Consider the following 25,721-nt stretch of genomic DNA (forward strand, 5'->3'; position numbering starts at 1 on the left):
CGCCCGCGCGCTATGGAGCCGACTTCACACACCATGTCCCTTTCCGGCATTACCCGCAGCTATCTGCTGTTCCTGCTGCTGCTGCTGCTGGGCAACCTGCTGTATGGCTATAACTATGTGAACGCCTATATCGGCGCCAAGCAGAATATGCTGGCCTCGGTGGCCAGGCAGATACAGCAGCGGGTGGAGACCTACCGCTTCATTACCTACCAGATTTATGAAAACATTCCGGCGGAAAGCACCGCGAACGCCGCGCCGACGCCGCGCGAGCTGCGCCTGCGCCCGGACATCTATCTGCTGGACAAGGCCCGCCATAAGACCGATGCGCTGATCTTCGGCCTGCACGACAACGCCACCACCGATCTGGCCCAAAGCCTGTCGCGCTATCTGGACGTCCTGTGGAGCGCCAGCACCGACGCCTACTCGCTCTACTACCTCAACGGCCAGGACAACAGCCTGATCCTGATTTCAACCATGCCGATGAAGGATCTCTCGGCGCGCTATAAAGACGGCTACCTGGGCAACCTGGTGGAGACCCGCAAGGCCGAAATGCTGCAGCAGTCCAACGCCCTCGACCTGCGCGAAGGCTTCTCCGGGCTGCGCAAGTTCCGTTTTCTCAACGCCTACTACTTTACCCTGCGCACCACCTTTAATAACCCGGGCCACCTGGCCACCGTCATCGCCTTCGATCTGCCGGTGGGCGATATTCTGCCGGACAATCTGCCGGCGACGCGCTTCCAGCTGCTGGAGGATCAGGACAGCATCAGCGACTGGGGCGGTCACGACGAGCTGCCGCGCGCCTTTACCCAGTTGGGCTGGCCGTGGGTCACCGTCAATGCGCCTATCTACAACACGCCGCTGAAAATCCAGTTTCATATCCCGACCATGACCCTCACGCTGGATCTGGCGCGCAATAACTTCTGGGTGCTGCTGATTAACCTGGCGCTGCTGATCCTCTCCGCCATCGGCTTCTACGTCATCCGTCATCAATATGTCCGCCCGGGCAAACGCATGGCGGCCCAGCTGAACGCCCAGCAGGAGATGAACCAGGAGATCATTACCCACCTGCCGATGGGGCTGCTGATTTACCGCTTTGACAGCGACACCCTGGTCGCCAGCAACAAGCTGGCCGACCATCTGCTGCCCCACCTGAGCCTGAACAAAATCGCCGCCATGGCCGATCGCCACCAGGGGAAGGTGCAGGTCAGCGTCAATAACGCCATGTACGAAGTGCAGATGGTGCGCAGCCAGCAGACGCCCTACTCCGCGCTGTTCCTGATCCGCAATCTGGATAGCGAAATGCTGATGGGCCAAAAGCTCAAGCTGACGCAGGCGGAGTATGAAAAGAACCTGACGGCGCGCAAGACCATGACCGACAACCTGGGCCGAGAGCTGCGCGATCCGCTGACGCGGATAATGCAGATCTGCGAGAGCCTGCGCCGCGACGCCGACGCCCAGTCGCCGCTGAACGATCTGTGGCTGGAGAGCCAGCACGCCCAGCGCCTGATCGATGAGATCACCCTGCTGACCGCCGTCGAAAGCCAAGACTGGGCGCCGCCGCAGGAAACCTTCCGCCTGCACGAGCGCATCGACGCCCTGCTGCTGCGCAGCCTGCCGGCCATGCGGCGCAAGGGGCTGATGCTGCTAGGACGGGTCGAAACCGATCCCGCCCAGCAGTTCACCGGCGATATCGCCACCCTTGAGCGGGTGCTGGAGATGCTGCTGCACTACGCCATCATCACCACCGCCTACGGCAAGATCGGCCTCACCATCACTCCCGATGCCCAGCGCCCCGGCCTGCTGCACATCACCCTCAGCGACACCGGCGCAGGCGTCTCCAGCGCCGAGCGCCACAACCTGCGCTACCCGGCGCTGGCGCCGGCCCAGCGCGATCGCTTCGCGCGCGGCTCCAGCCTGACCTACTATCTGTGCGCCCAGCTGTGTCGGCGCCTGGGCGGCGAGCTAACCATCGACAGCAAGCATGACATTGGCACCCACTACCGCTTTAGCTGCCAGATGCAGGCGCTGCCCCTGGCCGAACAGGGCGATGAAAGGCTGCTGGACGGCATCACCATCCGTCTGCGGATTACCTCCGAGGAGATCCGCTCCCGGGTTGCCCAGCGCCTAGAGGGCTTTGGTGCGACCCTGCTGACCGCCGATGCGGAGAGCGACGGCGCAGAGAGCCACAGCGATCTGACGCTGACCGACGATCCGGCGCAGGCCCAGGCCGATACCCTGCTGCTGGCGGCGGATATCGACGGCTTTGAGGAGTACGCGCCGCAGCGGATCCGGGCCAATTTTAACCTGACCGATGCGCTGATCGATGCCATCCTGCTGCTGATCGAACGGCAAATGGCGGCGACAGAATCGCCAGCGCGGTGCGAATATGCTGAAAATACGTCTCTCGATATTGATAACAATCCTTTTAAATCAAAGGATTATTATTCTCTATTTTTGGACACAGTACCCGCAGATGTTCAAAAACTGTATACTGAGTCGGATCAACAGGATTGGCCATCGCTGGCCCTCACCGCACATCGCCTCAAGGGGGTCTTTGCCATGCTGGCATTTCCCGCCGGCAAAGGGCTGTGCGAACAGTTGGAAGAGGCCATTAAACGCAACGATGCGGCACACGTTAGAGTCCTGATCAGTCACATTGACGCTTTTGTCAGCCGACTGCTGCAACTAGGTAACCAACAATATGAATAACCTGAATGTAATCATTGCTGATGACCACCCCATTGTCCTGTTCGGCATCCGCAAGTCGCTAGAACAGATCGAATGGGTTAACGTGGTCGGAGAATTTGAAGATTCCACAGCGCTGATCAATAGCCTGCCCAAACTGGACGTCAACGTGCTGATCACCGATCTCTCCATGCCCGGTGACAAGTACGGCGACGGCATTACGCTGATCAAATACATCAAGCGCCACTTTCCCGAGCTGTCCATCATCGTCCTGACCATGAACAACAACCCGGCGATCCTCAGCGCCGTGCTGGATCTGGATATCGAGGGGATCGTGCTGAAACAGGGGGCGCCCACCGATCTGCCCAAGGCGCTGGCCGCCCTGCAGAAAGGCAAAAAGTTCACCCCGGAGAGCGTCTCCAAGCTGCTGGAGAAAATCAATGCCAGCGGCTACGGCGACAAGCGCCTCTCGCCGAAAGAGAGCGAGGTTTTGCGCCTGTTTGCCGAGGGATTTCTGGTCACCGAGATCGCCAAAAAGCTCAACCGCAGCATCAAGACCATCAGCAGCCAGAAGAAATCAGCGATGCTGAAGCTGGGGGTCGACAACGATATCGCCCTGCTAAACTATCTGTCATCGGTCAACATCATGCCGAATGACGACAAGGCATAACCCCGCACCCCGCCCCGCATCGGCGGGGTTTTTTATGCCTCGTTCTCCCGGCGCCGGCGGATCTGCAGCGCATAGCCGCTGAGGGAGGCCAGCAGGTCTTCCCGCATCACCGGCTTAGACAGGCAGCTGTCCATTCCCACCTCAATGCAGCGCTGGCGCTCCTCGGCCAGCGCGTTAGCCGTCACCCCCACGATCGGCAGGGTGCGCCCCTGCTGACGCAGTCGCTCGGTCAGCTGATAGCCATCCATATTGGGCATATTCACGTCCGTCAGCACGATGTCCGCCGCCTGCTGCTGCAGCGCCCCCAGGGCGTCGACCCCATCGCAGGCCACCGCGACCTGGCTAAAGCCCAGCGATATCAGCTGATCGGCCAGCAGACGTCGGTTGATCGGATGATCGTCTACGATCAGGACCGCAATATCGCTGAAGTCCTGCTGGCGATCCGCCGGCGCCGCGCTGGCGCTGTCCGGGCTGCACTCCACGACGCTCTCCGGCGCGAAAATGCGGTTCAGCACCTGCAGCAGCTCCAGCGGCGCAGCGGTATTGAGCAGCCATTCCCCCGAGGCGTGGCGACGGGCGTGGCCGAGGTAGTCGGCGCACAGCCGCACCTGGGCGGCGAACGCCTGCCCCGTCTGCGGCGGATGATCGCAGATCAGCACATCCTGCGCCGTCGACGGCGTCAGCGGCGGGCAGAGACACACCCGCGCACCGGCGGCGCTCAGCAGCGTCTGCAGATAGCGCTCCAGACGGGCGTTATGGATATCCAGCCACAGGGTGCGCTGCTGCAGCGCCGGCTGCAGCGGCTGCGCCGCCTTGGCCTGATACATCGGCAGGCGAATGGTAAAGATGCTGCCCAGCCCCGGCGACGACTCCACCGCGATATCGCCGTCCATCAGGCTAACCAGCTTCTCGCAGATGGCCAGCCCCAGTCCGGTACCGTGAAAATGGCGCTGAACGCCGCTGCCCACCTGGAAGAAGGGATCGAACAGGCGCAGCACGTCGCGCGGCGGGATCCCGAGCCCCGTGTCGCGCACCCGGAACTCCAGATAGAAGTCATTCACCCGCGCCTGCAGAATGATGCAGCCGGTATCGGTAAACTTAATGGCGTTGCTCAGCAGATTCGAGAGCACCTGCTGAATACGCATGATGTCGCCGGAGAGGGCCTCCGGCACATCCGGCTCAATAAAGCAGTACAGCGTCAGACGCTTGCGAACCACCAGCGGGAGGTAGTTGCCGATGATATGCGGGATCACCTCGCGCGGGACGAAGCGGCCGGGCTCGATCTTCAGCTGCTCCGACTCTATCTTGGAGAAGTCGAGGATATCGTTGATGATCTTCAGCAGCAGTCCCGAAGAGTTGCTCATCGCCCCCAGCAGACGCTGTACCTCCTCCGGCAGCGTCTTGGTGCGCAGCAGATCCAGGTTGCCGATAATGCCGTACAGCGGGGTGCGCAGCTCATGGCTGACGGTCGCCAGAAACATCGACTTAGACTGGCTGGCCTGCTCGGCGGCGGCGGCCATCTCCTGCAGCGACTCCTCCATCTTCACCCTGGCGCTGACGTCGACCATGGCGCAAATCGCCACGTCCTCATTGCGGTAGCGCGAGCGAACAAAGCTGATCTGCAGATTCTGGTTCTGCACGGTGATCACATCCAGTACGCTGACCGGCTCTTCGCAGATAATCCGGGTGATGCGCTGGCGATCCTCGGGCGTAAACTGACTGATATAGTTGTGGGCCAGTTCGTTGCTGAGGATGTTGCTGCCGTCGCGCGTGCGCAGGATCGAAATGCCCACCGGCGCCGACGCCACGATCTTGCGGTTAAACTGCTCATGCTCCTCCAGCCGCAGCGCGTTATTCTCCGCCGGCCGGAACATCTTGCGCTCAAACAGCCAGGTCAGGACGAACAGCACGATCCCGCTGATCAGGTTCAGCACGATGGCGTTGATCAGCAGCAGGTTAAAACGCTCCAGCAGCACCCGCGACGGCAGCGAGTAGACGATGGACAGACCGCTCGGCTGCAGCTTTTTCTTCAGCAGCAGCGTATCGTAGCTGCTGTTATAGCCAAAGTAGTTCTCATCGTCCGGCAGGCCGCTCAGGATCGGCAGCGGCCCGCCGTTTTCGGCATAGCTCAGCAGCGTATCGCCGCTGTCGCTGAGCAGCGTGACCCCGATCGGCAGCATCGACGGATTGGTCAGCTCCTCCAGACGCAGCGTCTGCTCGGTGCCCAGCACCGCCTCCAGCTGGTTGCCGCTGTATATCGGCGAGGCAATGTACAGCGAGCCGGCGTCGCTCTGCGCGCCCGGGATCACCCAGAACAGCGACTGATCCTTGTCGTTGCTGCCCTGAAAACGCATGACCCGCTGCTGCAGCAGGCGCAGGGTATTGCCGCCGTCCAGGGGCACGTTGCGGATACTGAAATCCGCCAGACATTGACTGCTGCCGCCGATGACGAAGATCCGGTTGAGATCGTAGGCGGCGACAAAGTTCTCCTTCCAGTAGCGGATAAACCCGCTGAGCGCCCGCAGAGAGGTGCGATAGCCCTCGCTGATGCGCCGGCAGTCGGACTCGGGAAAGATCGGCAGCAGCGGCGGCAGCTCGCCGCTGATGTCCAGCGCCCTGCCGCTGTAGGGCTGAATGCTGCTGTCGCTGCCCGACCAGGCCAGCCGATTCTCGGCGATATAGCGGATATCGCGCATGGTGGCGTTCGCGTGGCGGATGACCGCCTGGGCCTGATCGAAGTTCAGGTTAAAGTCCTGACGGATATCGGACTCTTTCTCATGAAACTTATTCAGAATATAGAAAGTGGTCAGCAGGGCGCCCAGGATCCACAGCATCAGCGCCAGCGTGCGGAACAGATAGCGGGAAACCTTGAGCGTGGTGCGAAAGGAGACGAAGTATTTCAACGTGGCGCCCGTAACCGTAGTAACAGAGAGAATGGCGTTAAGGTAGCGACAAACCCCGCGCGGCGCAATGACCTGGCGGCATAACGGCGCGTCAGCGCGATTCAGCCGGGGGCGGCATCAGCGCGTCAACCGATAGCCGGGCACGTCAGCGGCATAAAAAAAGGGCCGGAGTAACCGGCCCTTGTGACGCCTGCGTCAACGCTTATTCCGCGTCGTCCTCGGCGGCATCGTCATCGCTCTCCACTTCCGGCACGATCTCATCGTCACCCTCCGCGGCGCTGCCGTCGATGCTGTCCAGATCTTCGTCGTCAACCGGCTCGACGACCCGCTGCAGCCCCACCACGTGCTCGTCTTCGGCGGTACGGATCAGGATAACCCCCTGCGTATTACGCCCGACGATGCTGACCTCGGATACTCGGGTGCGCACCAGGGTACCGGCATCGGTGATCATCATGATCTGGTCGCAGTCCTCGACCTGCACCGCGCCGACGACGCTGCCGTTACGCTCGGTCACCTTGATGGAGATAACCCCCTGGGTCGCGCGTGACTTGGTCGGATACTCGGCCACGCCGCTGCGTTTGCCGTAGCCGTTCTGGGTCACGGTCAGGATAGCGCCTTCGCCGTGCGGTACGATCAGCGATACCACGCGATCCTCTCCGGCCAGCTTGATGCCTCGCACCCCGGTCGCGGTACGCCCCATGGCACGCACCGCGTCCTCCTTGAAGCGCACCACTTTACCGGCGGCGGAGAACAGCATCACCTCGTCGTTGCCATCGGTCAGATCGACCCCGATCAGCTCATCGCCGTAGTTGAGGTTCACGGCGATAATCCCGGCGGCGCGCGGACGGCTGAACTCGGTCAGCGCCGTCTTCTTCACCGTACCGCTGGCGGTCGCCATAAACACGTTGACCCCTTCGGCATACTCACGCACCGGCAGGATAGCGGTGATGCGCTCGTCGGCCTCCAGCGGCAGCAGGTTGATGATCGGACGACCGCGGGCACCGCGGCTGGCCTCCGGCAGCTGATACACCTTCATCCAGTACATGCGGCCCCGGCTGGAGAAGCACAGGATCGTGTCGTGGGTATTGGCCACCAGCAGCCGATCGATAAAGTCCTCTTCTTTAATTCGCGCGGCGGACTTACCCTTACCGCCGCGACGCTGAGCCTCATAGTCGCTCAGCGGCTGGTACTTCACGTAGCCCTGATGCGACAGGGTCACCACGACGTCTTCCTGCTCGATCAGATCTTCGATATTGATATCCGCCGTGTTGGCGGTGATCTCGGTGCGGCGCGCATCGCCAAACTGCTCGCGGATGGCGATCAGCTCTTCGCGGATCACCTCCATCAGGCGCTCCGGGCTCTGCAGGATGAAGATCAGCGCGGCGATCTGCTCTAACAGCGCCTTGTACTCATCCAGCAGCTTCTCGTGCTCCAGGCCGGTCAGCTTCTGCAGACGCAGATCCAGGATCGCCTGCGCCTGCTGCTCCGTCAGGTGATAATGGCCGTCGCGAATGCCATACTGCGGCTCCAGCCACTCCGGACGCGCGGCGTCGTCGCCGGCGCGTGCCAGCATCGCCGCCACGTTGCCCAGCGCCCAGGCTTGGGAAACCAGCGCAGCCTTGGCCTCGGCGGGCGTCGGCGCACGGCGGATCAGCTCAATGATCGGATCGATGTTGACCAGCGCAATGGCCAGGCCTTCCAATATGTGGGCACGCTCGCGCGCTTTGCGCAGTTCAAAGATGGTGCGGCGGGTCACTACCTCACGGCGGTGGCGCACAAAGGCTTCCAGGCACTCTTTCAGGGTCAGCAGCTTCGGCTGTCCCTGGTGCAGCGCCACCATGTTGATACCGAAGGAGACCTGCATCTGCGTCTGGGTGTAGAGGTTATTCAGCACCACCTCGCCCACCGCGTCGCGCTTGACTTCGATAACGATGCGCATCCCGTCCTTATCGGACTCATCGCGCAGGGCGCTGATGCCCTCGACGCGCTTCTCTTTCACCAGCTCGGCGATTTTCTCGATCAGACGCGCCTTGTTGACCTGATAGGGGATCTCATGCACCACGATGGTTTCGCGGCCATTTTTATCGTCAACCTCGATCTCGGCGCGCGCGCGCACGTAGATCTTGCCGCGCCCAGTACGGTAAGCCTCTTCAATGCCGCGGCGCCCGTTGATGATCGCCGCCGTCGGGAAGTCCGGCCCCGGGATATGCTCCATCAGCCCTTCGATGGTGATGTTCTCATCATCGATATAGGCCAGGCAGCCGTTGATCACCTCGGTCAGGTTATGGGGAGGAATGTTGGTCGCCATCCCCACCGCGATACCGGCAGAGCCGTTGACCAGCAGGTTGGGCACCTTGGTCGGCAGGACGTCGGGGATCTGTTCAGTGCCGTCGTAGTTGGGCACATAGTCCACCGTCTCTTTGTCCAGATCGGCCAACAGCTCATGAGCAATCTTCGCCATGCGCACTTCGGTGTAACGCATCGCCGCCGCGGAGTCGCCGTCGATGGAGCCAAAGTTACCCTGGCCGTCGACCAGCATATAGCGCAGGGAGAACGGCTGCGCCATACGCACGATAGTGTCATAAACCGCTCTGTCACCGTGTGGGTGATATTTACCGATAACGTCACCGACCACACGGGCCGATTTTTTGTATGGTTTGTTCCAGTCATTGCCCAGTACGTTCATCGCAAACAGGACGCGACGGTGTACCGGCTTCAGGCCATCCCGAACATCCGGCAGCGCACGACCGACGATAACGGACATGGCGTAATCCAGATATGAGTTTTTCAACTCTTCTTCGATATTGACCGGCGTAATCTCTCTGGCAAGGTCGCTCATGGAGCTGCTATCCCTCTACTAATTATTCATCTGCCGCTACCCTCAATACATCGAGTAGAACCAGGCGCATACACGATGACAAAGACGATAATGATACCACAAAGGCCGGGGTTGTGCGAAATGCACAGCGCCATCGTAGCCTTAGCGCCGACTGCCCCTTTGCCATCGCGGAACAACGGGTATAATCGCCTCAGAGGGTCTTTTTTTGCGCGCGCCGCCGCGCTGGATTAAAGGAGTCAGAGGTGTCACAAAACGTTGATCTGCAGGAAATTGCCAAGTTTGAAGCCGTCGCCTCACGCTGGTGGGATCCCGAGGGCGAATTCAAACCGCTGCACCGCATCAATCCCCTGCGCCTGGACTATATCCTGCAGCGCGCCGACGGCCTGTTCGCCAAGCGGGTGCTCGACGTCGGCTGCGGCGGCGGCATTCTGGCGGAAAGCATGGCGCAGGCCGGCGCCGAGGTCACCGGGCTGGATATGGGCGCGGAGCCGCTGCAGGTGGCGCGCCTACACGCCCTGGAGAGCGGCGTCACGGTCAACTATCTGCAGGAGACGGTCGAACAGCACGCCGAACGCGCCGACGCACAGTATGACGTGGTCACCTGCATGGAGATGCTGGAGCATGTGCCGGATCCCCGCTCCGTGGTACTGGCCTGCGCCCGCCTGGTCAAACCCGGCGGACAGGTGTTCTTTTCGACCATCAACCGAAACCCCAAGGCCTGGCTGCTGATGGTGCTGGGCGCCGAGTACCTGCTGAAAATGGTGCCCAAGGGCACCCATGACCCGCGCAAGTTTATCCGCCCCGCCGAGCTGATGGGCTGGCTGGACAGCACCCCGCTGACGGTGCGCCATCTCTGCGGCATGCACTATAACCCGCTGCGCGATCGCTTCACCCTGGGCCAGGGGGTCGACGTCAACTATCTACTGCACGCCTGCCGCGAGGCGGAGTAGCGCGCGTCGTCGTCACCGCCGCCTTTTTACCCGCGGCGGTGACGTTTTAACCCATTCCGAGCCAGATCAAGATTGCCGGTTTCCGTAACGAATAATAAAACGGCAAACGATCAATTTTTTTAAAAGCGACCCTCATGTTATCCCCTCGCGGACAGCGCCAGAGCGGACGCCGCCTACCGTCCGCTACGTAACATTTCACCCCCAACTTATCCACAAGCACGCGCCATTTTGTTCACTTGCAAAACGCGGACAACAACACTATCTTGTTGCCACATCGTCATTCACCCCCTATATATTGTGTTATCGTCGCTCCGACGCCACTAGCGTCAGCGGCGCTAACGCACGTCCAGCGGGGCTCACACGGACAGGAACGTATCCTATGAATCAGAGTCTGCTCGTCACCAAACGCGACGGAAGCAAAGAACGCATCAATCTCGACAAAATCCACCGGGTTCTCGACTGGGCGGCGGAAGGGCTGCAAAACGTCTCCGTCTCCCAGGTTGAGCTGCGTTCCCACATCCAGTTTTATGACGGCATCCGCACGGCGGACATCCATGAAACCATCATCAAGGCCGCCGCCGATCTGATCTCCCGTGAAACCCCGGACTACCAGTACATGGCCGCGCGCCTGGCGATCTTCCACCTGCGTAAGAAGGCCTATGGCCAGTTCGAGCCGCCCAAGCTGTATGACCACGTCGTACGCCTGGTGGAGATGGGCAAATATGACGCTCACCTGCTGACCGACTTCAGCCGCGACGAATTCGAGCAGATGGATGGCTTTCTCGACCACTGGCGCGACATGAACTTCTCCTATGCCGCGGTGAAGCAGCTGGAGGGAAAATACCTGGTGCAGAACCGCGTCAGCGGTGAAATCTATGAGAGCGCCCAATTCCTCTATATGCTGGTGGCCGCCTGCCTGTTCTCCCACTACCCGCGCGAGACCCGGCTGGACTACATCAAACGCTTCTACGATGCGGTATCGACCTTTAAGATCTCCCTGCCGACGCCGATCATGTCCGGAGTGCGCACCCCGACGCGTCAGTTCAGCTCCTGCGTGCTGATCGAGTGCGGCGACAGCCTGGACTCGATCAACGCCACCTCCAGCGCCATTGTGAAGTATGTCTCCCAGCGCGCCGGGATCGGCATCAACGCCGGGCGCCTGCGCGCGCTGGGCAGCCCGATCCGCGGCGGCGAGGCGTTCCACACCGGCTGCATCCCGTTCTACAAACACTTCCAGACCGCGGTCAAATCCTGCTCTCAGGGCGGCGTACGCGGCGGCGCGGCGACCCTGTTTTACCCGCTGTGGCACCTGGAGGTAGAAAGCCTGCTGGTGCTGAAGAACAACCGCGGGGTTGAAGATAACCGCGTTCGCCACATGGACTACGGCGTGCAGCTCAACCGCCTGATGTATCAGCGTCTGATCCAGGGCGGCGAGATCACCCTGTTCAGCCCCTCCGACGTGCCGGGGCTGTACGACGCCTTCTTCGCCGATCAGAACCAGTTCGAGCGCCTGTATGTGCAGTACGAGCAGGACAGCCGCATCCGCCAGCGTAAGATCAAGGCGGTCGAGCTGTTCTCGCTGATGATGCAGGAGCGCGCCTCCACCGGGCGTATCTACATCCAGAACGTCGACCACTGCAATACCCACAGCCCGTTTGACCCCCAGGTCGCACCGGTGCGCCAGTCCAACCTGTGCCTGGAGATCGCGCTGCCGACCAAGCCGCTGGAAGATGTCAACGATGAAACCGGCGAGATAGCCCTGTGCACCCTGTCGGCCTTCAACCTGGGCGCCATCGACTCGCAGGATGACCTGGAGGAGCTGGCCACCCTGGCGGTCCGCGCGCTGGATGCCCTGCTCGACTACCAGGACTACCCGATCCCCGCCGCCCGCCGCGGCGCGATGGGGCGCCGCACCCTGGGCATCGGGGTGATCAACTTCGCCTACTATCTGGCTAAAAACGGGGTGCGCTACTCCGATGGCAGCGCCAACGCGCTGACCCACCGCACCTTTGAGGCGATCCAGTACTACCTGCTGAAGGCCTCCCACCGCCTGGCGCAGGAGCAGGGCGCCTGCCCGTGGTTCAACGAGACCACCTATGCACAGGGGATCCTGCCCATCGACAGCTATAAGAAGGATCTCGACGCCATCTGTAGCGAGCCGCTGCACTATGACTGGGAAACCCTGCGCGCCGAGATCGTCCGCGACGGGCTGCGTAACTCGACCCTGTCATCCCTGATGCCGTCGGAGACCTCATCGCAGATCTCCAACGCCACCAACGGCATCGAGCCGCCGCGCGGCTATATCAGCATCAAGGCCTCCAAAGACGGTATTCTGCGCCAGGTGGTGCCGGAGTATGAGCGCCTGAAGGATGCCTACGAGCTGCTATGGGCCATGCCGGGCAACGATGGCTATCTGCAGCTGGTCGGCCTGATGCAGAAGTTTATCGATCAGTCGATCTCCGCCAACACCAACTACGATCCGTCACGCTTCCCGTCCGGGAAAGTGCCGATGAAGCAGCTGTTAAAAGATCTGCTGACGGCGTATAAACTGGGGGTGAAAACCCTCTATTATCAAAACACCCGCGACGGTGCGGAGGATATGCAGGAAGATCTGGGGAGCGCGCAGGACGACGGCTGCGAAAGCGGCGCCTGCAAGATTTAACCGCCCCCGCTGCACGGCGTCCCCGGCGCGGGACGCCGCATCCACGCGTTATTTTTGACGCCCCGCGCCGGCGGGGCACAACAGGATTAGGGTCATGGCCTACACCATCTTCTCTCAGAAAAAAAACGACCAACTGCTCGAACCGATGTTCTTTGGTCAGCCGGTTAACGTTGCCCGCTATGATCAACAGAAGCATGAAATCTTTGAAAAGCTGATCGAAAAGCAGCTCTCCTTCTTCTGGCGCCCGGAAGAGGTGGATGTCTCGCGCGATCGCATCGACTATCAGGCGCTGCCCGATCACGAAAAGCATATCTTTATCAGCAACCTGAAGTACCAGACCCTGCTGGACTCCATTCAGGGCCGCAGCCCCAACGTCGCCCTGCTGCCGCTGATCTCCATTCCGGAGCTGGAAACGTGGGTCGAGACCTGGTCCTTCTCCGAGACCATCCACTCTCGCTCCTACACCCATATCATCCGCAATATCGTCACCGATCCGGCGCTGGTGTTCGATGATATCGTCAGCAATGAGGAGATCCTCAAGCGCGCACGCGACATCTCCGCCTATTATGACGATCTGATCGAAAGCACCGGCTACTACCACCTGCTGGGGGAAGGGACGCACCAGATCAATGGCAAGCCGGTGAGCGTCAGCCTGCGTGAGCTGAAGAAAAAGCTCTACCTGTGTCTGATGAGCGTGAACGCGCTGGAGGCGATCCGTTTCTATGTCAGCTTCGCCTGCTCGTTTGCCTTCGCCGAACGCGAGCTGATGGAGGGCAACGCCAAGATCATCCGCCTAATCGCCCGCGACGAGGCCCTGCACCTGACCGGCACCCAGCATATCCTGAACCTAATGCGCTCCGGGCAGGATGACCCGGAAATGGCCGAGATCGCCGCCGAATGCGAAGATCAGTGCTACGACCTGTTCGTACAGGCCGCCCAGCAGGAGAAGGAGTGGGCCGGTTATCTGTTCCGCGACGGCTCGATGATCGGCCTCAACCGGGATATTCTGTGCCAGTACGTGGAGTACATCACCAACATCCGCATGCAGGCCGTCGGGCTGTCGCTGCCGTTTGAGACCCGCTCCAACCCGATCCCGTGGATCAACGCCTGGCTGGTCTCCGACAACGTCCAGGTGGCCCCGCAGGAGGTTGAGGTCAGCTCCTATCTGGTCGGCCAGATCGACGCCGAGGTCAACGCCGACGATCTGAGCGACTTCCAGCTCTGATGACGCGCACCGCTAAAGCCGCCGCCGCGGCGACGGCAAGTCCGGACGCCCCGCGCTACCGTATCCGGCTGGCGCGCAGCGCGCGTCAGCTGGAGCACCGCCCCGATCGGACGCTGCTCGATACCCTAGAGCAGCAGCAGGTCGCGGTCGAATACCAGTGTCGCTCCGGCTTCTGCGGCGCCTGCCGCTGCCGCCTGCTGCGCGGGCGAGTCAGCTACCGTCAGGCGCCGCTGGCCTTTCTGCAGCCGGACGAGATCCTGCCCTGCTGCTGCATCGTGCAACAGGACATCGAGATCGATCTCTAGGGCGCCGGCGCCCGGCTCACCGTGCGTCCGCCCTACCCCGCCCGCTCCAGCACCACCGGAATGCTCTTGTAGGCGGGAATACCGCTGGCCGGATCGTGATTGTCCAGCGTCAGCATATGGTTTGACTCCGGAAAATAGGTCACCAGCGAGCGATCGGCCATCGGGTAAATCACCACCCGCAGCGCATCCATGCGACGCCCGCTGCGCTTGCCGTCCGGCGTCAAGGCAATCAGGTTGACCCGCTCCCCGTCGCCGACCCCGCAGCGCTGCGCCTGTGCCGCGCTGATAAACACCACGTCACGCTGACCAAACACCCCGCGATAGCGATCGTCCATGCCATACAGCGTGGTGTTGTACTGATCGTGACTGCGCACCGTCGCCAGCACCAGCTCGCTGTTGAAGGCCGATTCGGGGTCCTCCAGCAGCCCCGCGCAGGGAATAAAGTTGGCCTTGCCCGACGACGTCAGCCAGCGCCGCTCGGCCGCCGCGTTGACCAGGTGGAAGCCGCCGGGCTGGCGAATGCGCTGATTCACATCGGCAAACGCAGGGAGAACGGCCTCGATGGCGTCGCGAATGCGGTCGTAGTCGGCGATCAGCGCCTCCCACGCCACGACGCTGTGCGGCAGCGCCGCCCGGGCGATCCCGGCCACCACCGCACACTCCGACAGCAGCTGGGCGCTGGCGGGCGTCAGAACCCCGCGGGAGGCGTGTACCATCGACATGGAGTCCTCCACGGTAATCGCCTGCGCCCCACTCTGCTGCATATCGATCTCGCTGCGCCCCAGCACCGGCAGAATATAGCTGTGGCGCGCAGTCAACAGATGCGAACGGTTCAGCTTGGTCGCGATGTGCACTACCAGATCCAGTTGAGTGAGCGGCTCGGCGCTCGCCTGCCTGTCCGGCATCGCCAGGGCAAAGTTCCCCCCCAGGCAGATAAGCGCCCGCGCGCTGCCGTCGCAGATAGCCTGCATACTGGCCACCGCCGCATGGCCGGGGGCCGCCGGCGGGGTAAAGCCAAAGTAGGCACCCAGTCGCGCCAGAAACTCGGCCGACGGTTTTTCAGTGATGCCGACGGTGCGATCGCCCTGCACATTCGAATGGCCGCGCAGCGGGCAGATACCGGCGCCCGGACGCCCGATATTCCCCTTCAGCAGCAGCAGGTTCACCAGCTGCTGTACGTTTTGGGTGCCGTGCTGGTGCTGGGTGATCCCCATGCCATAGCAGATAATGGTGCGCTCGGCGGCCGCGTAGGCGTCCGTCAGCTCGGCCAGCTGGGCCTGACTCAGGCCGGAGATCCGTTCGATATCCTGCCAGCGGGTGTTGAGCACCTCGCTGCGCAGCGCGGCATAGCCGCAGGTGTGCTCGGCGATAAAGGCATCGTCCAGCAGCGGCGGCTGTCCGGCGGCCCGCGCCGCCTCATCGCGTTCGATCAGCAGGCGCATCATCCCTTTCAGCAGCGCGGTATCGCCGCCGATACGCACATGATAGTAGGCGCTGGCCAGCGATGTCTCGTGATTGGTCAGCATCTCCAGCGGGTTCTGCGGCGCGGTAAAACGCTCCAGCCCGCGCTCCTGTAACGGGTTGATGGCGATCATCTTCGCCCCGCGCTTCACCAGCGCGCGCAGCGAGGTCAGCATCCGTGGATGGTTGGTGCCGGGGTTGTGGCCGATGCAAATCACCAGATCGCACTGTTCAAAGTCCTCCAGCAGGACGGTGCCTTTCCCCACGCCGATGCTGGCCGCCAGTCCGACGCTGGTCGGCTCATGGCACATATTGGAGCAGTCGGGAAAGTTGTTGCTGCCGTACTCGCGGGCGAACAGCTGATAGAGGAAAGCCGCCTCGTTGGAGGTGCGGCCCGAGGTATAGAACTCGACCTGATTCGGGTCGCGATAGCCTTGCAGACGGGCGCCGATCTCCTCGAACGCCTGCTGCCAGCTCAGCGGCTGGTAATGGTCGCTGGCGGCATCATACTTCAGCGGTAGGGTCAGTCGGCCAGCCGCCTCCAGTTCGTGATCGCCCCATCTCAGCAGCGTCTGCACCCGATGGGCGGCAAAAAAGTCGGCGTCCACCCGCTTCGCGGTAGCCTCCCAGGCCAATGCCTTCGCCCCGTTTTCACAGGCGTCGAACGAGGCGCTGTGCTTGGGATCGGGCCAGGCGCATCCCGGGCAGTCAAAGCCGTCCGGCTTATTCATGTCAAACAGCGCGATCGCCTCACGGCGCAGATCCATCTGGTGACGCAGCGCATCCGCTACGGCCTTCACCGCTCCCCAACCGCCGGCGGCGGCGCTGTACGTTTCTACTTTGGGTTTCATGACAGCCTCGACTTTACTCAGAGAGGCTATAAGTATAGTCAAGTCAGCCTATCAGGCAGGACGCGGGGGGTATCATGGCACAAAAAGCCATACCGGCCGCAAAGGGCCGGTATGATTCACTGGATTTAACGCATCGATAGCGTAGAACTAGCGGCGATCGCCGAAGATACGCAGCAGCATCAGGAACAGGTTGATAAAGTCCAGATACAGCGTCAGCGCGCCCATGATCGCATAGCGGCGGAAACCGTCGCGATCGTCGGCGGAGAGCTGTTCGCCCATCACTCTCAGCTTCTGCGTGTCATAGGCGGTCAGCCCGACGAAAATCAGCACCCCGGCGTAGGTCACGATCCAGGTCAGCGCGCTGCTCTTCAGCCAGATGTTGACCAGCGAGGCCAGCACCAGGCCGATCAGGGCCATAAACAGCATCGACCCCATGCCGCTCAGATCGCGCTTGGTGGTATAACCATACAGGCTCATGGCGCCGAACATCCCGGCGCTCACCACGAAAGTGCTGGCGATGGAGCTGTAGGTATAGACGATGAAAATGCTCGACAGCGTCAGCCCGGTCAACAGGGAGTAGAGCATAAACAGCGAGGTCGCGGCGGCGCCGCTCAGGCGGTTGACCATCCCAGACAGGACGAACACCACCCCCAGCTGAACGATGATCAGCCCGAAAAAGACCATCTTGTTAGCGAAGATCAGATTAAGCACCGCCGGTGTCCGAGCGGCATACCAGGCAACCAGCGCCGTCAGCAGCAGACCGCAGCACATCCAGCCATACACCTGGGCCATATAGGCCTGAATACCGCTGCCTGCGCGCGCTGCCAGGGTGCCGTTTGTACGTGGATAACGATCCATGGAATGACCCTTCATAATGCGAAAAAAAACGTGCCCGCAGGCCATAGACACCGCGGGCGGATGAGTGCGATGTCACTCACTTAAGCCTAACATAAAAAAATGCGATCTCGCTCAAACAATTATGCCACACGCCGACGCATCGCAGCGCCGGCGTACCGCGAAGCTTACGCCGGTGTACGCCAGCGCAGGGCCACCGCGGCGACCCGCGCACCGAAGCGGCGCGCCGTCTCCAGATCGCCCGGCAGCGGGGCCTCATCTGGGCTGGCGTCGGAGGGTGACACGGTCATCAGGCCGGAGAACCCGGCGATGTAGTTGAGGTCATTACGCTGAGCCGCCTTGCTGTTGGACGGCAGCATCCCCATGCCGACCCACAGCCCGCCGTGCTGCTGAGAGAGGTGAAACAGATAATCGAGGGTGGAGAGCTTATCGCCGTTCATGCTGGCCGAATTGGTGAAGCCGGCAAACAGCTTATCCTTCCAGATCTGGCTGAACCAGGGCTTGGATGAGGCGTCGGCGAATTTTTTGAACTGCCAGGAGGGACCGCCCATATAGGTCGGCGAGCCCATGATGATAGCATCCGCGCCCGCCAGCTGCTCCCACCCCTGCTCGGGGAGATTGCCCTCGCTGTCGATGGGCAGCAGGCTGACCTGCGTGCCGGCGGCGGCGCGGGCCCCCTGCGCCACGGCCTCTGCCGCGCGCGCGGTGTGTCCATAGCCGCTGTGATACACAATAACGATGACTGCCATGATCTCGACTCCTTTTATCCACGGATAATCACAACAGTTATAGGCTAGCGCCGACGGGAAATCCACGTCGGCGGCATTCGCTGCGTATCGGCGCTACCAGCGCTCGGCCGCCTGGCGATCGCTGTCGCGGGCATCGACCCAGCGGTCGGTCCCCTCAGAGGTCTCCCGCTTCCAGAAGGGGGCGCGGGTCTTCAGGTAGTCCATGATGAACTCCGCCGCCGCAAAGGCCATGCCGCGGTGCGCGCTGGTCACCCCGACAAAGACGATCTCCTCGCCGGGAAACATCGGCCCGACGCGGTGATACACCGCGACGCGCCCCAGCGGCCAGCGGCCGCGCGCCAGCGTGACGATCTCCGCCAGCGCCTTCTCCGTCATGCCCGGATAGTGCTCCAGGGTCAGCGCGCTGACGTCATCGCCCAGATTATGGTTACGCACCTTGCCGCTGAAGGTCACCACCGCCCCGTCCTCATCCCGCTGCGCCAGCCACTGATACTGTTCGGCGACGGAAAAGGGGGCGGCGCTGACGACGATCTGAGTATCCTGCATATCAGCCTCCGGTCACCGGTGGGAAAAAGGCCACCTCGTCACCCTCCTGCAGCGGATGGTCGAAGGACACCATGGTCTGATTCACGGCGGCCAGCAGCTTGCCCGTCTCCAGCGCCAACGCCCATTTATCGCCGCGCTGCGCCAGCGTGGCGCGCAGCGTCTCGACATCCCGACAGGGCTCGCAGGCCAACTCGGCGCAGCCGGTCAGCTCGCGCACCTGGGCAAAAAAGCGTACCTGAATCATTGTCCCTCCCCCGCGTGAAAATCCCCGGACTTGCCGCCGCTTTTGGCCAGCAGACGCACCGGCCCGATCACCATGTCCTTCTGCACCGCTTTGCACATGTCATAAATGGTCAGCGCGGCCACCGAGGCGGCGCTCAGCGCCTCCATCTCTACCCCGGTCTTGCCGCACAGACGGCAGCAGGTCTCGATGCGCACCCGACTGTGGGCCGGTTCGACGCTCAGCGTCACCTCGACCTTGCTCAGCAGCAGCGGGTGGCACAGCGGGATCAGCTGCCAGGTGCTCTTGGCGGCCTGGATCCCGGCGATGCGGGCGGTGGCAAACACATCCCCCTTAGGGTGTTTACCGTCGATGATCATCGCCAGGGTATCCTGACGCATGGTGACATAGGCCTCGGCGCGCGCTTCACGTACCGTCTCCGCCTTGGCGGAAACGTCAACCATGTGCGCCTCGCCGGCCGCATTAATATGGGTTAACTGGCTCATCGTTCTTCGCTGTATAAAGGTGGGTCTACCCGGCGGACTAGCCGCCGATGAAAGAAAGGTTCTGGGTATGGCCGCTGTCGCCCTGATGCAGGAAGTGGCTCTCCCGCTTATGGCGCAGGGCTGCGGCGATGCGCGCCTGCAGCGCCGCCTGCTGCGCATCCTCCTGCAGCAGATCGCGCAGGGCGATCCCCTGCTCGCCGAACAGGCACAGATGCAGGTTGCCGACGGCGGACACCCGCAGACGGTTACAGCTGGCGCAAAAGTTCTTCTCATAGGGCATGATCAGACCGACCTCGCCCAGATAATCCGGATGCCAGAAGACCTGCGCCGGACCGTCGCTGCGCCCCGGCAGACGACGCTGCCAGCCCGCCGCCAGCAGCTGGGCACGGATAGTTGCGCCGGACACGTGATGGCGGCGGAACAGCTCGCTGCCGTCGCCGGTCTCCATCAGCTCGATAAAGCGCATCTGAATCGGTCGGCGGCGGATCCAGTGCAAAAAAGCCTTCAGACTGCCATCGTTGACGCCGCGCATCAGCACGGTATTGACCTTGATTCGCTCGAAGCCGGCATCAAAGGCCGCATCGATCCCCGCCATCACCTGCGCGAAGCGATCCTCGCCGGTAATGGCGTGAAACTGACGGGCATCGAGGCTGTCCACGCTGACGTTGATCGCCGTCAGCCCGGCATCGCGCCAGGCGCCGACGTCGCGCGCCATGCGATAGCCGTTGGTGGTCACCGCCAGCGTACGGATCGCGGGATTCTCGCGCACGGCGGCGACGATATCGCAAAAATCGCGACGCAGGGTGGGTTCACCGCCCGTAAGGCGCACCTTTTCGGTGCCCAGCGCGGCAAAGGCATGGCTGATACGGCGGATCTCATCGCGCGATAAGAAGCGCTTGGCAGCGTGGCTATCTGGACGATAGCCGTCCGGCAGGCAGTAGGTGCAACGAAAGTTGCACACATCGGTGACTGACAGGCGCAGATAATAGAATGTGCGCGCAAATGCGTCGGTTAACTGGGACACGATAAACACCTTTCCAAGTCGGGAGGCGCCGGCATTTCTACCTGACACCCTGGTGGCGCGAAGCCACGGCCAAGAGACCTTATCTGCGCAGGAGCGCACACTTAGGCATCAGGGCTCGGAGTTCAAAAATACCCGCGCGGGCGGCGTGCTGCCGCAGGCCATAGCGGGCTGTTGCTGAAACATCTTCTTTGCCTCGGACGGCGCAGACGCACTCCGGGGCAAAAAAGACGCGACGGTCAACGGACCGGTGCAGCGCAGGCGCTCAGCGCGACCTTCTGCAGCGGCCAAGCGTTATATAATCAAAAATATAACGCTTATATCTCAGTAGCTTAGTCTTCATAGTAACCAAAATCACGCCGGTTGCAATTGATACATGTCACGCAACCGCCGCGCGGCTTCGCCTTTTTCGCGCCGATCCGCTATCGTAGGCGCCCCCACTGCGCCCGAAAAGGAACCCTATGCGAAACCGCACCCTGGCTGATTTGGACTGTGTGGTCGCCCTCGGCGGCGGCCATGGACTGGGCCGCGTCATGTCGGCACTCTGCCCCCTTGGCCCGCGGCTGACCGGCATCGTGACGACGACCGATAACGGCGGCTCAACCGGGCGCATCCGGCGCGCCGAAGGCGGCATCGCCTGGGGCGATCTGCGCAACTGCCTGAACCAGCTGATCACCGAGCCCAGCGTCGCCTCGGCCATGTTTGAATACCGCTTTAACGGCAGCGGCGAGCTGGCGGGGCACAATCTGGGCAACCTGATGCTCAAGGCGCTGGATCACCTGAGCGTGCGACCGCTGGAGGCGATTAACCTGATCCGCAGCCTGCTGAAGGTGGACGCCCAGCTGATCCCCATGTCCGAGCAGCCGACCGACCTCTGCGCCATCGCCGAAGACGGCAGCCGGATCCACGGCGAGGTCGATATCGATAGGCTGCAGCAGATGCCGCGCCAGCTGCTGCTCTCCCCCACCGTGAGCGCAACCCGCGAGGCGATTGAGGCCATCGGCCGCGCCGACCTTATCCTGCTGGGCCCCGGCAGCTACTTCACTAGCCTGATGCCCATTCTGCTGGTCGACGAACTCAGCCAGGCGCTGCGGCGCACCGGGGCACCGCTGGTCTATATCGGCAATCTGGCCCGCGAACATAGCCCGGCCGGCGCACTGCGGCTGCCGGAAAAGCTGCGGCGCCTGAGCGATGCCATGGGCGGACGCCACATCGACGCCGCGATCGTCGGTCCGCAAACCGAGATCGACCGTATCGACGCCAGCGTAACCCTCGTACAGGGGCCGCTGGCCGCCGACGATATTCCCTACCGCCACGATCGGGCGCGGCTGCGCGCGGCGATTGAGCAGGTGCTACAGCGGCTCGGCTAGGCGGTCCCGCCTGCGCGGACTAGACCCCCTCTCGGCGTTCCAGACAGCGCGGCCACTCATAGCGACCAAAGGGCGAGCGCCCATCCAGGTAGCGGCACAGCATATCCAGCGCCAGCGTCGCGCACGCCTCCCGGCGCAGCGTCTGGCTGTGGCGGGCGGAGGGAAAGCACAGCGTCTGGCCAAAGCTCCCCCGCGGAGTATGCAGCGCCAGCGTCAAGGTATCCTCCAGCAGCTCACCGCTGGCCAGCGTCAGCGCCCCCGCGCGGCCGGCGGAGAGTATTCGCGCCCGCCCCATCACCTGATCCAGCGTCGGGTGCCCCTCATGCGCCAGCAGCTCGCCGTTCACCAGCGGCGCATCCGCCGCCCGCAGCCAGCAGTGGATCAGCCCGGCGCTGAACTGCTCGCTCAGCGCCAGCCTGACGCCCGCGCGCCGCAGCGCGGCGGCGGCGCGCGCGGCGATGCCGTCGCATCCGTCAAACAGCAGGTTTTCCGCCACCGCGGCGCGGATCTGCGCCCAGGCCGTCTCCATCGCCGCCGCCTGCTCGGCGGGACCGGTCAGCTTCAGCTCAATGATCGGTGACGCGGAGCGGTAGCCCAGCGTGCAGCCGGGGGGCAGCGGTAGCGTCTCCAGCTGTTCAGCCAGACCGCTCTCGGTGCGGCCAAAGGTGCTCAGCCGCAGACACAGCGGCGGCGGCGGCAGACGAAAGCGCTGCCGCAGGCGCGGCAGGATCTGCTGCTCGACCATCAGCATAAACTCGCTGGGCACTCCGGGTGTAAAGAAAATAAGACAATCATGCAGCGTAACGGCAAAGCCGCAGGCGGTGCCGATCGGGTTATCCAGCACCTCGGCCCCGACCGGCAGCCAGGCCTGCTTACGGTTGCTGGGGGGCATGCTCCGTCCGCGCTGGGCGAACCAGACCTGCATCCGCGCCATCCAGGCGTCGTTCTCCTCCAGCGCCACCCCCAGCACCTGAGCCGCCGCCTGGGTGCTGAGATCGTCACGGGTCGGCCCCAGGCCGCCGTTGACAATCAGCACGTCGGCGCGTCGAGCAGCGCCCGCTATCGCCGCACACAGCGCCGCGATCTCGTCGCCCACCGTCGCGCGGCCGCACAGCGGCGCGCCGTGCTCAAACAGCCAGCGCCCCAGCCAGGCCGCGTTGCTGTCCAGGATATGACCGTGCAGCACCTCATCGCCGCTGCTCAACATCTCAACTCGTAACATGGTTCACTCCGTTTTAGGCCCTCTCCCACTTTAGGAAGTGTCCGGACGATGCACAATACCTCTCGCCGCGCCGGCGCCGACGATCCGATGCCGACGATGCTCCTTTATGTGTAAATGAATAATTACATATAATGTAACGTCAGTTTGACGAAGGTGATTTTTTCCCGTACGCTGCCATTAAATAACTCCCTGGAGCAGTAAAGCAGAGGAAAGCGTGAGAAATCGTACAATTGGCAGTATTTTTATCGTGGCAGGAACCACCATTGGCGCAGGGATGCTGGCGATGCCGCTGGCCGCCGCCGGCGTCGGCTTTAGCACCACGCTGGTGATGCTGATCGCGCTGTGGGCGCTGATGTGCTATACGGCCCTGCTGATGGTCGAGGTCTATCAGCATGCCCCGGCCGATGAGGGGCTGGGCACCTTGGCCCGCCGCTATCTGGGGCGTCCCGGCCAATGGTTGGCCGGTATCAGCATGCTGTTCCTCATGTACGCGCTCACCGCGGCCTATATCAGCGGCGCCGGTGAGCTGCTGGCTGCCAGCCTGGGGCAGTGGCTGTCGCTGTCGGTCTCGCCGACCCTGGGCGTACTGCTGTTCACGCTGGTCGGCGGCACGATTGTCAGCGTCGGTACCCATTCGGTCGATCTGTTCAATCGCCTGCTGTTCAGCGCCAAAATCGTGCTGCTGGTCGTGATGCTGGCGCTGATGATGCCCCATATTCAGCGCACCAACCTGCTCAGCCTGCCGCTGGAAAAAGGGCTGGCGCTGTCGGCCATTCCGGTCATTTTTACCTCCTTTGGATTCCACGGCAGCGTGCCGAGCATCGTCAGCTACATGAAAGGCGATATGCGCCGCCTGCGCCTCATCTTCATTACCGGCAGCGCCATTCCGCTGCTGGCCTACATTTTCTGGCAGCTGGCCACCCTGGGCGCCATCAGCAACCATACCTTCCTCGGCCTGCTGGCGACCCACGCCGGGCTGAACGGACTGCTGCAGGCGGTGCGCGCCGTGGTGGCGACGCCTCACGTCGAGCTGGCGGTGCATCTGTTCGCCGACCTGGCGCTGGCGACCTCGTTTCTCGGCGTGTCGCTGGGGCTGTTTGACTATCTGGGCGATCTGTTCCAGCGCCGCCGCAGCGCCTCCGGGCGCCTACAGACCGGTATGCTGACCTTTATTCCCCCCCTGGCCTTCGCCCTGTTCTATCCGCAGGGGTTCGTCATGGCGCTGGGCTACGCCGCCATCGCGCTGGCGGTGCTGGCGCTGCTGCTACCGGCGCTGCTGGTATGGCAGACCCGCCGTCGTCACGGCGGACTGCCCAACGGCTACCGGGTCGCCGGCGGCCGCCCGCTGCTGTGGCTGGTGCTGCTGTGCGGCGTCGCGGTGATCGCCATACAGCTGTCGATCGCGGCCGGGCTCTTGCCAGCGGTGGGATAAGGCAGTATGGTGAAACGATGAAAAGCACACTGTTCCGTCTGACCCCCTTTCGCTGGTGGCGCCGTTTACTGCGGCGGCCCGATACTGTGTACTTCTCATTTCAGTGACCAAGCCGCCGGAAGGCGGCTTGATGTTTTCTATGGACGCACTCCGGCGCAGCTATCGATTAACGGAGAGCGACCATGCAACACCTTTCTTCCCCCAACCACGTTGAACAGCACATCTGCCTGAGCGGCGATCGTCCCACCGGCCCACTGCATCTCGGCCACTACGTCGGCTCCCTGCGCCAGCGCCTTGCGCTGCAGCAGCGCTTCCCGCTGTATGTGATGATCGCCGATCTGCAGGGGCTGACCGATAACGGCAGCCGCCCGCAAAAGGTGGCAGACAACATTCTGCAGGTGATGGCGGATTACCTGGCGGTCGGCATCGATCCCCAGCGAGCGACGCTGTGCCTGCAGTCGGCGCTGCCCGCGCTGGCGGAGCTGACGATGCTGTATATGAATATCGTCAGCGTGGCGCGCGTGGCGCGCAACCCCACGGTAAAAACCGAAATTGCCCAGAAAGGCTTTGCCCACTCGCTGCCGGCCGGGTTTCTGCTCTATCCGATAAGTCAGGCCGCCGATATCACCGCGTTCTGCGCCGATCGTATCCCGGTCGGCGACGATCAGCTGCCGATGCTCGAGCAAACCAACGAGATCGTCCAGCGGATGAACGCCCTGCTGCCGCAGCCGGTGCTGCGTCCCTGCCAGGCGATTCTCAGTCAGGTGGGCCGACTGCCGGGCATCGACGGCAACGCCAAGATGTCCAAATCCCTGGGGAATGCCCTGCCGCTCAGCGCCGATCCCGCGCAGATCCGGGCGGCGGTTCACGCCATGTACACCGATCCCGCCCACCTGCGGGTCAGCGATCCGGGACGGGTCGAGGGCAACGTCGTCTTCACCTATCTCGACGCCTTTCATCCCAGCGCCGACCGGGTGGCCGAGATGAAGGCGCACTACCGGCGCGGCGGCCTCGGCGACAGCCAGTGTAAACGCGAGCTGGAGGCGTGTCTGCAGACCCTGCTGGCGCCGATCCGTCAGCGGCGCGCCGAACTGTTGGCGGATCGCGCCCAGCTGCTGCAGATCCTACAGGCAGGAAGCGAACGGGCGCGCGAAGTGAGCCAGCAAACGCTGGTGGCGATCAAACGGGGGCTGGGACTGCCGCTGATGTACTGAGTCGAGAGAGGAAAAAGGGAGAGAGACAGGCAGAG

General features: G+C 62.6%; 19 protein-coding genes and 1 riboswitch. Of the genes, 9 read left to right on the forward strand and 10 right to left on the reverse strand.

Annotation, left to right across the window (positions count from 1 at the left end; genetic code table 11):
• Positions 1-12 precede the first annotated feature (12 nt).
• Entirely contained in the window at positions 13-2,709 is a 2,697-nt protein-coding gene (rcsD, locus tag L1P05_RS11125) for a phosphotransferase RcsD (RefSeq protein WP_034167909.1), read from the forward strand.
• A complete protein-coding gene (gene rcsB, locus L1P05_RS11130) occupies positions 2,702-3,355 on the forward strand; it encodes a response regulator transcription factor RcsB (RefSeq protein ID WP_012849164.1) in 654 nt (217 codons plus the stop codon). The genes rcsD and rcsB overlap by 8 nt, the downstream gene beginning before the upstream one ends.
• 32 nt (positions 3,356-3,387) lie before the next feature.
• Here rcsB and rcsC read toward each other — a convergent pair whose 3' ends face one another.
• Together rcsC and gyrA are read right to left on the reverse strand one after the other, a co-directional pair.
• Complete coding sequence (gene rcsC / locus L1P05_RS11135; RefSeq protein ID WP_012849165.1) at positions 3,388-6,258, reverse strand: two-component system sensor histidine kinase RcsC; 2,871 nt, start codon at positions 6,256-6,258, stop codon at positions 3,388-3,390.
• 202 nt (positions 6,259-6,460) lie between these two features.
• Positions 6,461-9,097: a DNA topoisomerase (ATP-hydrolyzing) subunit A gene (gene gyrA, locus L1P05_RS11140; protein WP_012849166.1), complete on the reverse strand. Its 2,637-nt coding sequence runs from the start codon at positions 9,095-9,097 to the stop codon at positions 6,461-6,463.
• 242 nt (positions 9,098-9,339) lie between these two features.
• Here gyrA and ubiG point away from each other — a divergent pair, with 242 nt between their 5' ends.
• The 4 genes from ubiG to yfaE all read left to right on the forward strand — a co-directional run bounded on the left by ubiG (position 9,340) and on the right by yfaE (position 14,239).
• Complete coding sequence (gene ubiG / locus L1P05_RS11145; RefSeq protein WP_012849167.1) at positions 9,340-10,047, forward strand: bifunctional 2-polyprenyl-6-hydroxyphenol methylase/3-demethylubiquinol 3-O-methyltransferase UbiG; 708 nt, start codon at positions 9,340-9,342, stop codon at positions 10,045-10,047.
• A gap of 379 nt (positions 10,048-10,426) precedes the next feature.
• Entirely contained in the window at positions 10,427-12,709 is a 2,283-nt protein-coding gene (gene nrdA / locus L1P05_RS11150; protein ID WP_012849168.1) for a class 1a ribonucleoside-diphosphate reductase subunit alpha, read from the forward strand.
• 94 nt (positions 12,710-12,803) lie between these two features.
• The gene (gene nrdB, locus L1P05_RS11155; protein WP_012849169.1) at positions 12,804-13,934 is read left to right on the forward strand and encodes a class Ia ribonucleoside-diphosphate reductase subunit beta; all 1,131 of its coding nucleotides are present in this window, start codon (positions 12,804-12,806) and stop codon (positions 13,932-13,934) included.
• Positions 13,934-14,239 carry a class I ribonucleotide reductase maintenance protein YfaE gene (gene yfaE / locus L1P05_RS11160; RefSeq protein WP_012849170.1) on the forward strand — a complete coding sequence of 102 codons (306 nt, stop codon included), beginning with the start codon at positions 13,934-13,936 and terminating at the stop codon, positions 14,237-14,239. Before nrdB ends, yfaE begins: the two co-directional genes overlap by 1 nt.
• Before the next feature lie 32 nt (positions 14,240-14,271).
• Here yfaE and ydeP read toward each other — a convergent pair whose 3' ends face one another.
• The 7 genes from ydeP to moaA form a co-directional block, all read right to left on the reverse strand.
• Positions 14,272-16,551, reverse strand: coding sequence for an acid resistance putative oxidoreductase YdeP (gene ydeP, locus L1P05_RS11165; RefSeq protein WP_012849171.1), 2,280 nt, complete (start codon positions 16,549-16,551; stop codon positions 14,272-14,274).
• Positions 16,552-16,698: 147 nt separating this feature from the next.
• Positions 16,699-17,409: a Bax inhibitor-1/YccA family protein gene (locus L1P05_RS11170; protein ID WP_012849172.1), complete on the reverse strand. Its 711-nt coding sequence runs from the start codon at positions 17,407-17,409 to the stop codon at positions 16,699-16,701.
• Between the two features lie 164 nt (positions 17,410-17,573).
• Positions 17,574-18,155: a flavodoxin family protein gene (locus L1P05_RS11175; protein WP_012849173.1), complete on the reverse strand. Its 582-nt coding sequence runs from the start codon at positions 18,153-18,155 to the stop codon at positions 17,574-17,576.
• A gap of 93 nt (positions 18,156-18,248) precedes the next feature.
• Complete coding sequence (gene moaE / locus L1P05_RS11180) at positions 18,249-18,701, reverse strand: molybdopterin synthase catalytic subunit MoaE (protein WP_012849174.1); 453 nt, start codon at positions 18,699-18,701, stop codon at positions 18,249-18,251.
• Between the two features lies 1 nt (position 18,702).
• On the reverse strand, positions 18,703-18,945 hold the full coding sequence (gene moaD / locus L1P05_RS11185) for a molybdopterin synthase sulfur carrier subunit (RefSeq protein WP_012849175.1): 243 nt from the start codon (positions 18,943-18,945) through the stop codon (positions 18,703-18,705).
• Entirely contained in the window at positions 18,942-19,427 is a 486-nt protein-coding gene (moaC, locus tag L1P05_RS11190) for a cyclic pyranopterin monophosphate synthase MoaC (RefSeq protein WP_012849176.1), read from the reverse strand. The genes moaD and moaC overlap by 4 nt, the downstream gene beginning before the upstream one ends.
• 37 nt (positions 19,428-19,464) lie before the next feature.
• A complete protein-coding gene (gene moaA / locus L1P05_RS11195; RefSeq protein WP_034167925.1) occupies positions 19,465-20,454 on the reverse strand; it encodes a GTP 3',8-cyclase MoaA in 990 nt (329 codons plus the stop codon).
• Positions 20,442-20,584, reverse strand: a riboswitch (molybdenum cofactor riboswitch). It overlaps the preceding gene by 13 nt.
• A 325-nt stretch (positions 20,585-20,909) precedes the next feature.
• Between moaA and L1P05_RS11200 the strand changes: the two genes are divergently transcribed.
• On the forward strand, positions 20,910-21,818 hold the full coding sequence (locus L1P05_RS11200; protein ID WP_012849178.1) for a gluconeogenesis factor YvcK family protein: 909 nt from the start codon (positions 20,910-20,912) through the stop codon (positions 21,816-21,818).
• A 19-nt stretch (positions 21,819-21,837) separates the two neighbouring features.
• Here L1P05_RS11200 and L1P05_RS11205 read toward each other — a convergent pair whose 3' ends face one another.
• Complete coding sequence (locus tag L1P05_RS11205; RefSeq protein WP_012849179.1) at positions 21,838-23,040, reverse strand: nicotinamide mononucleotide deamidase-related protein YfaY; 1,203 nt, start codon at positions 23,038-23,040, stop codon at positions 21,838-21,840.
• A gap of 214 nt (positions 23,041-23,254) precedes the next feature.
• Here L1P05_RS11205 and tyrP point away from each other — a divergent pair, with 214 nt between their 5' ends.
• A complete protein-coding gene (tyrP, locus tag L1P05_RS11210; protein WP_012849180.1) occupies positions 23,255-24,472 on the forward strand; it encodes a tyrosine transporter TyrP in 1,218 nt (405 codons plus the stop codon).
• Positions 24,473-24,654: 182 nt separating this feature from the next.
• Positions 24,655-25,686, forward strand: a complete 1,032-nt coding sequence (trpS, locus tag L1P05_RS11215; protein ID WP_012849181.1) for a tryptophan--tRNA ligase — start codon at positions 24,655-24,657, stop codon at positions 25,684-25,686.
• The last annotated feature ends 35 nt before the right edge of the window (positions 25,687-25,721 follow it).

Source organism: Edwardsiella piscicida (assembly GCF_021733145.1).
Lineage (GTDB): Bacteria > Pseudomonadota > Gammaproteobacteria > Enterobacterales > Enterobacteriaceae > Edwardsiella > Edwardsiella piscicida.

Coding starts and splice junctions, on each gene's coding strand:
- rcsD (WP_034167909.1), top strand. CDS start 13: ATGGAGCCGACTTCACACACCATGTCCCTTTCCGGCATTACCCGCAGC.
- rcsB (WP_012849164.1), top strand. CDS start 2,702: ATGAATAACCTGAATGTAATCATTGCTGATGACCACCCCATTGTCCTG.
- gyrA (WP_012849166.1), bottom strand. CDS start 9,097: ATGAGCGACCTTGCCAGAGAGATTACGCCGGTCAATATCGAAGAAGAG.
- nrdA (WP_012849168.1), top strand. CDS start 10,427: ATGAATCAGAGTCTGCTCGTCACCAAACGCGACGGAAGCAAAGAACGC.
- nrdB (WP_012849169.1), top strand. CDS start 12,804: ATGGCCTACACCATCTTCTCTCAGAAAAAAAACGACCAACTGCTCGAA.
- yfaE (WP_012849170.1), top strand. CDS start 13,934: ATGACGCGCACCGCTAAAGCCGCCGCCGCGGCGACGGCAAGTCCGGAC.
- ydeP (WP_012849171.1), bottom strand. CDS start 16,551: ATGAAACCCAAAGTAGAAACGTACAGCGCCGCCGCCGGCGGTTGGGGA.
- L1P05_RS11170 (WP_012849172.1), bottom strand. CDS start 17,409: ATGGATCGTTATCCACGTACAAACGGCACCCTGGCAGCGCGCGCAGGC.
- L1P05_RS11175 (WP_012849173.1), bottom strand. CDS start 18,155: ATGGCAGTCATCGTTATTGTGTATCACAGCGGCTATGGACACACCGCG.
- moaE (WP_012849174.1), bottom strand. CDS start 18,701: ATGCAGGATACTCAGATCGTCGTCAGCGCCGCCCCCTTTTCCGTCGCC.
- moaD (WP_012849175.1), bottom strand. CDS start 18,945: ATGATTCAGGTACGCTTTTTTGCCCAGGTGCGCGAGCTGACCGGCTGC.
- moaC (WP_012849176.1), bottom strand. CDS start 19,427: ATGAGCCAGTTAACCCATATTAATGCGGCCGGCGAGGCGCACATGGTT.
- L1P05_RS11200 (WP_012849178.1), top strand. CDS start 20,910: ATGCGAAACCGCACCCTGGCTGATTTGGACTGTGTGGTCGCCCTCGGC.
- L1P05_RS11205 (WP_012849179.1), bottom strand. CDS start 23,040: ATGTTACGAGTTGAGATGTTGAGCAGCGGCGATGAGGTGCTGCACGGT.
- trpS (WP_012849181.1), top strand. CDS start 24,655: ATGCAACACCTTTCTTCCCCCAACCACGTTGAACAGCACATCTGCCTG.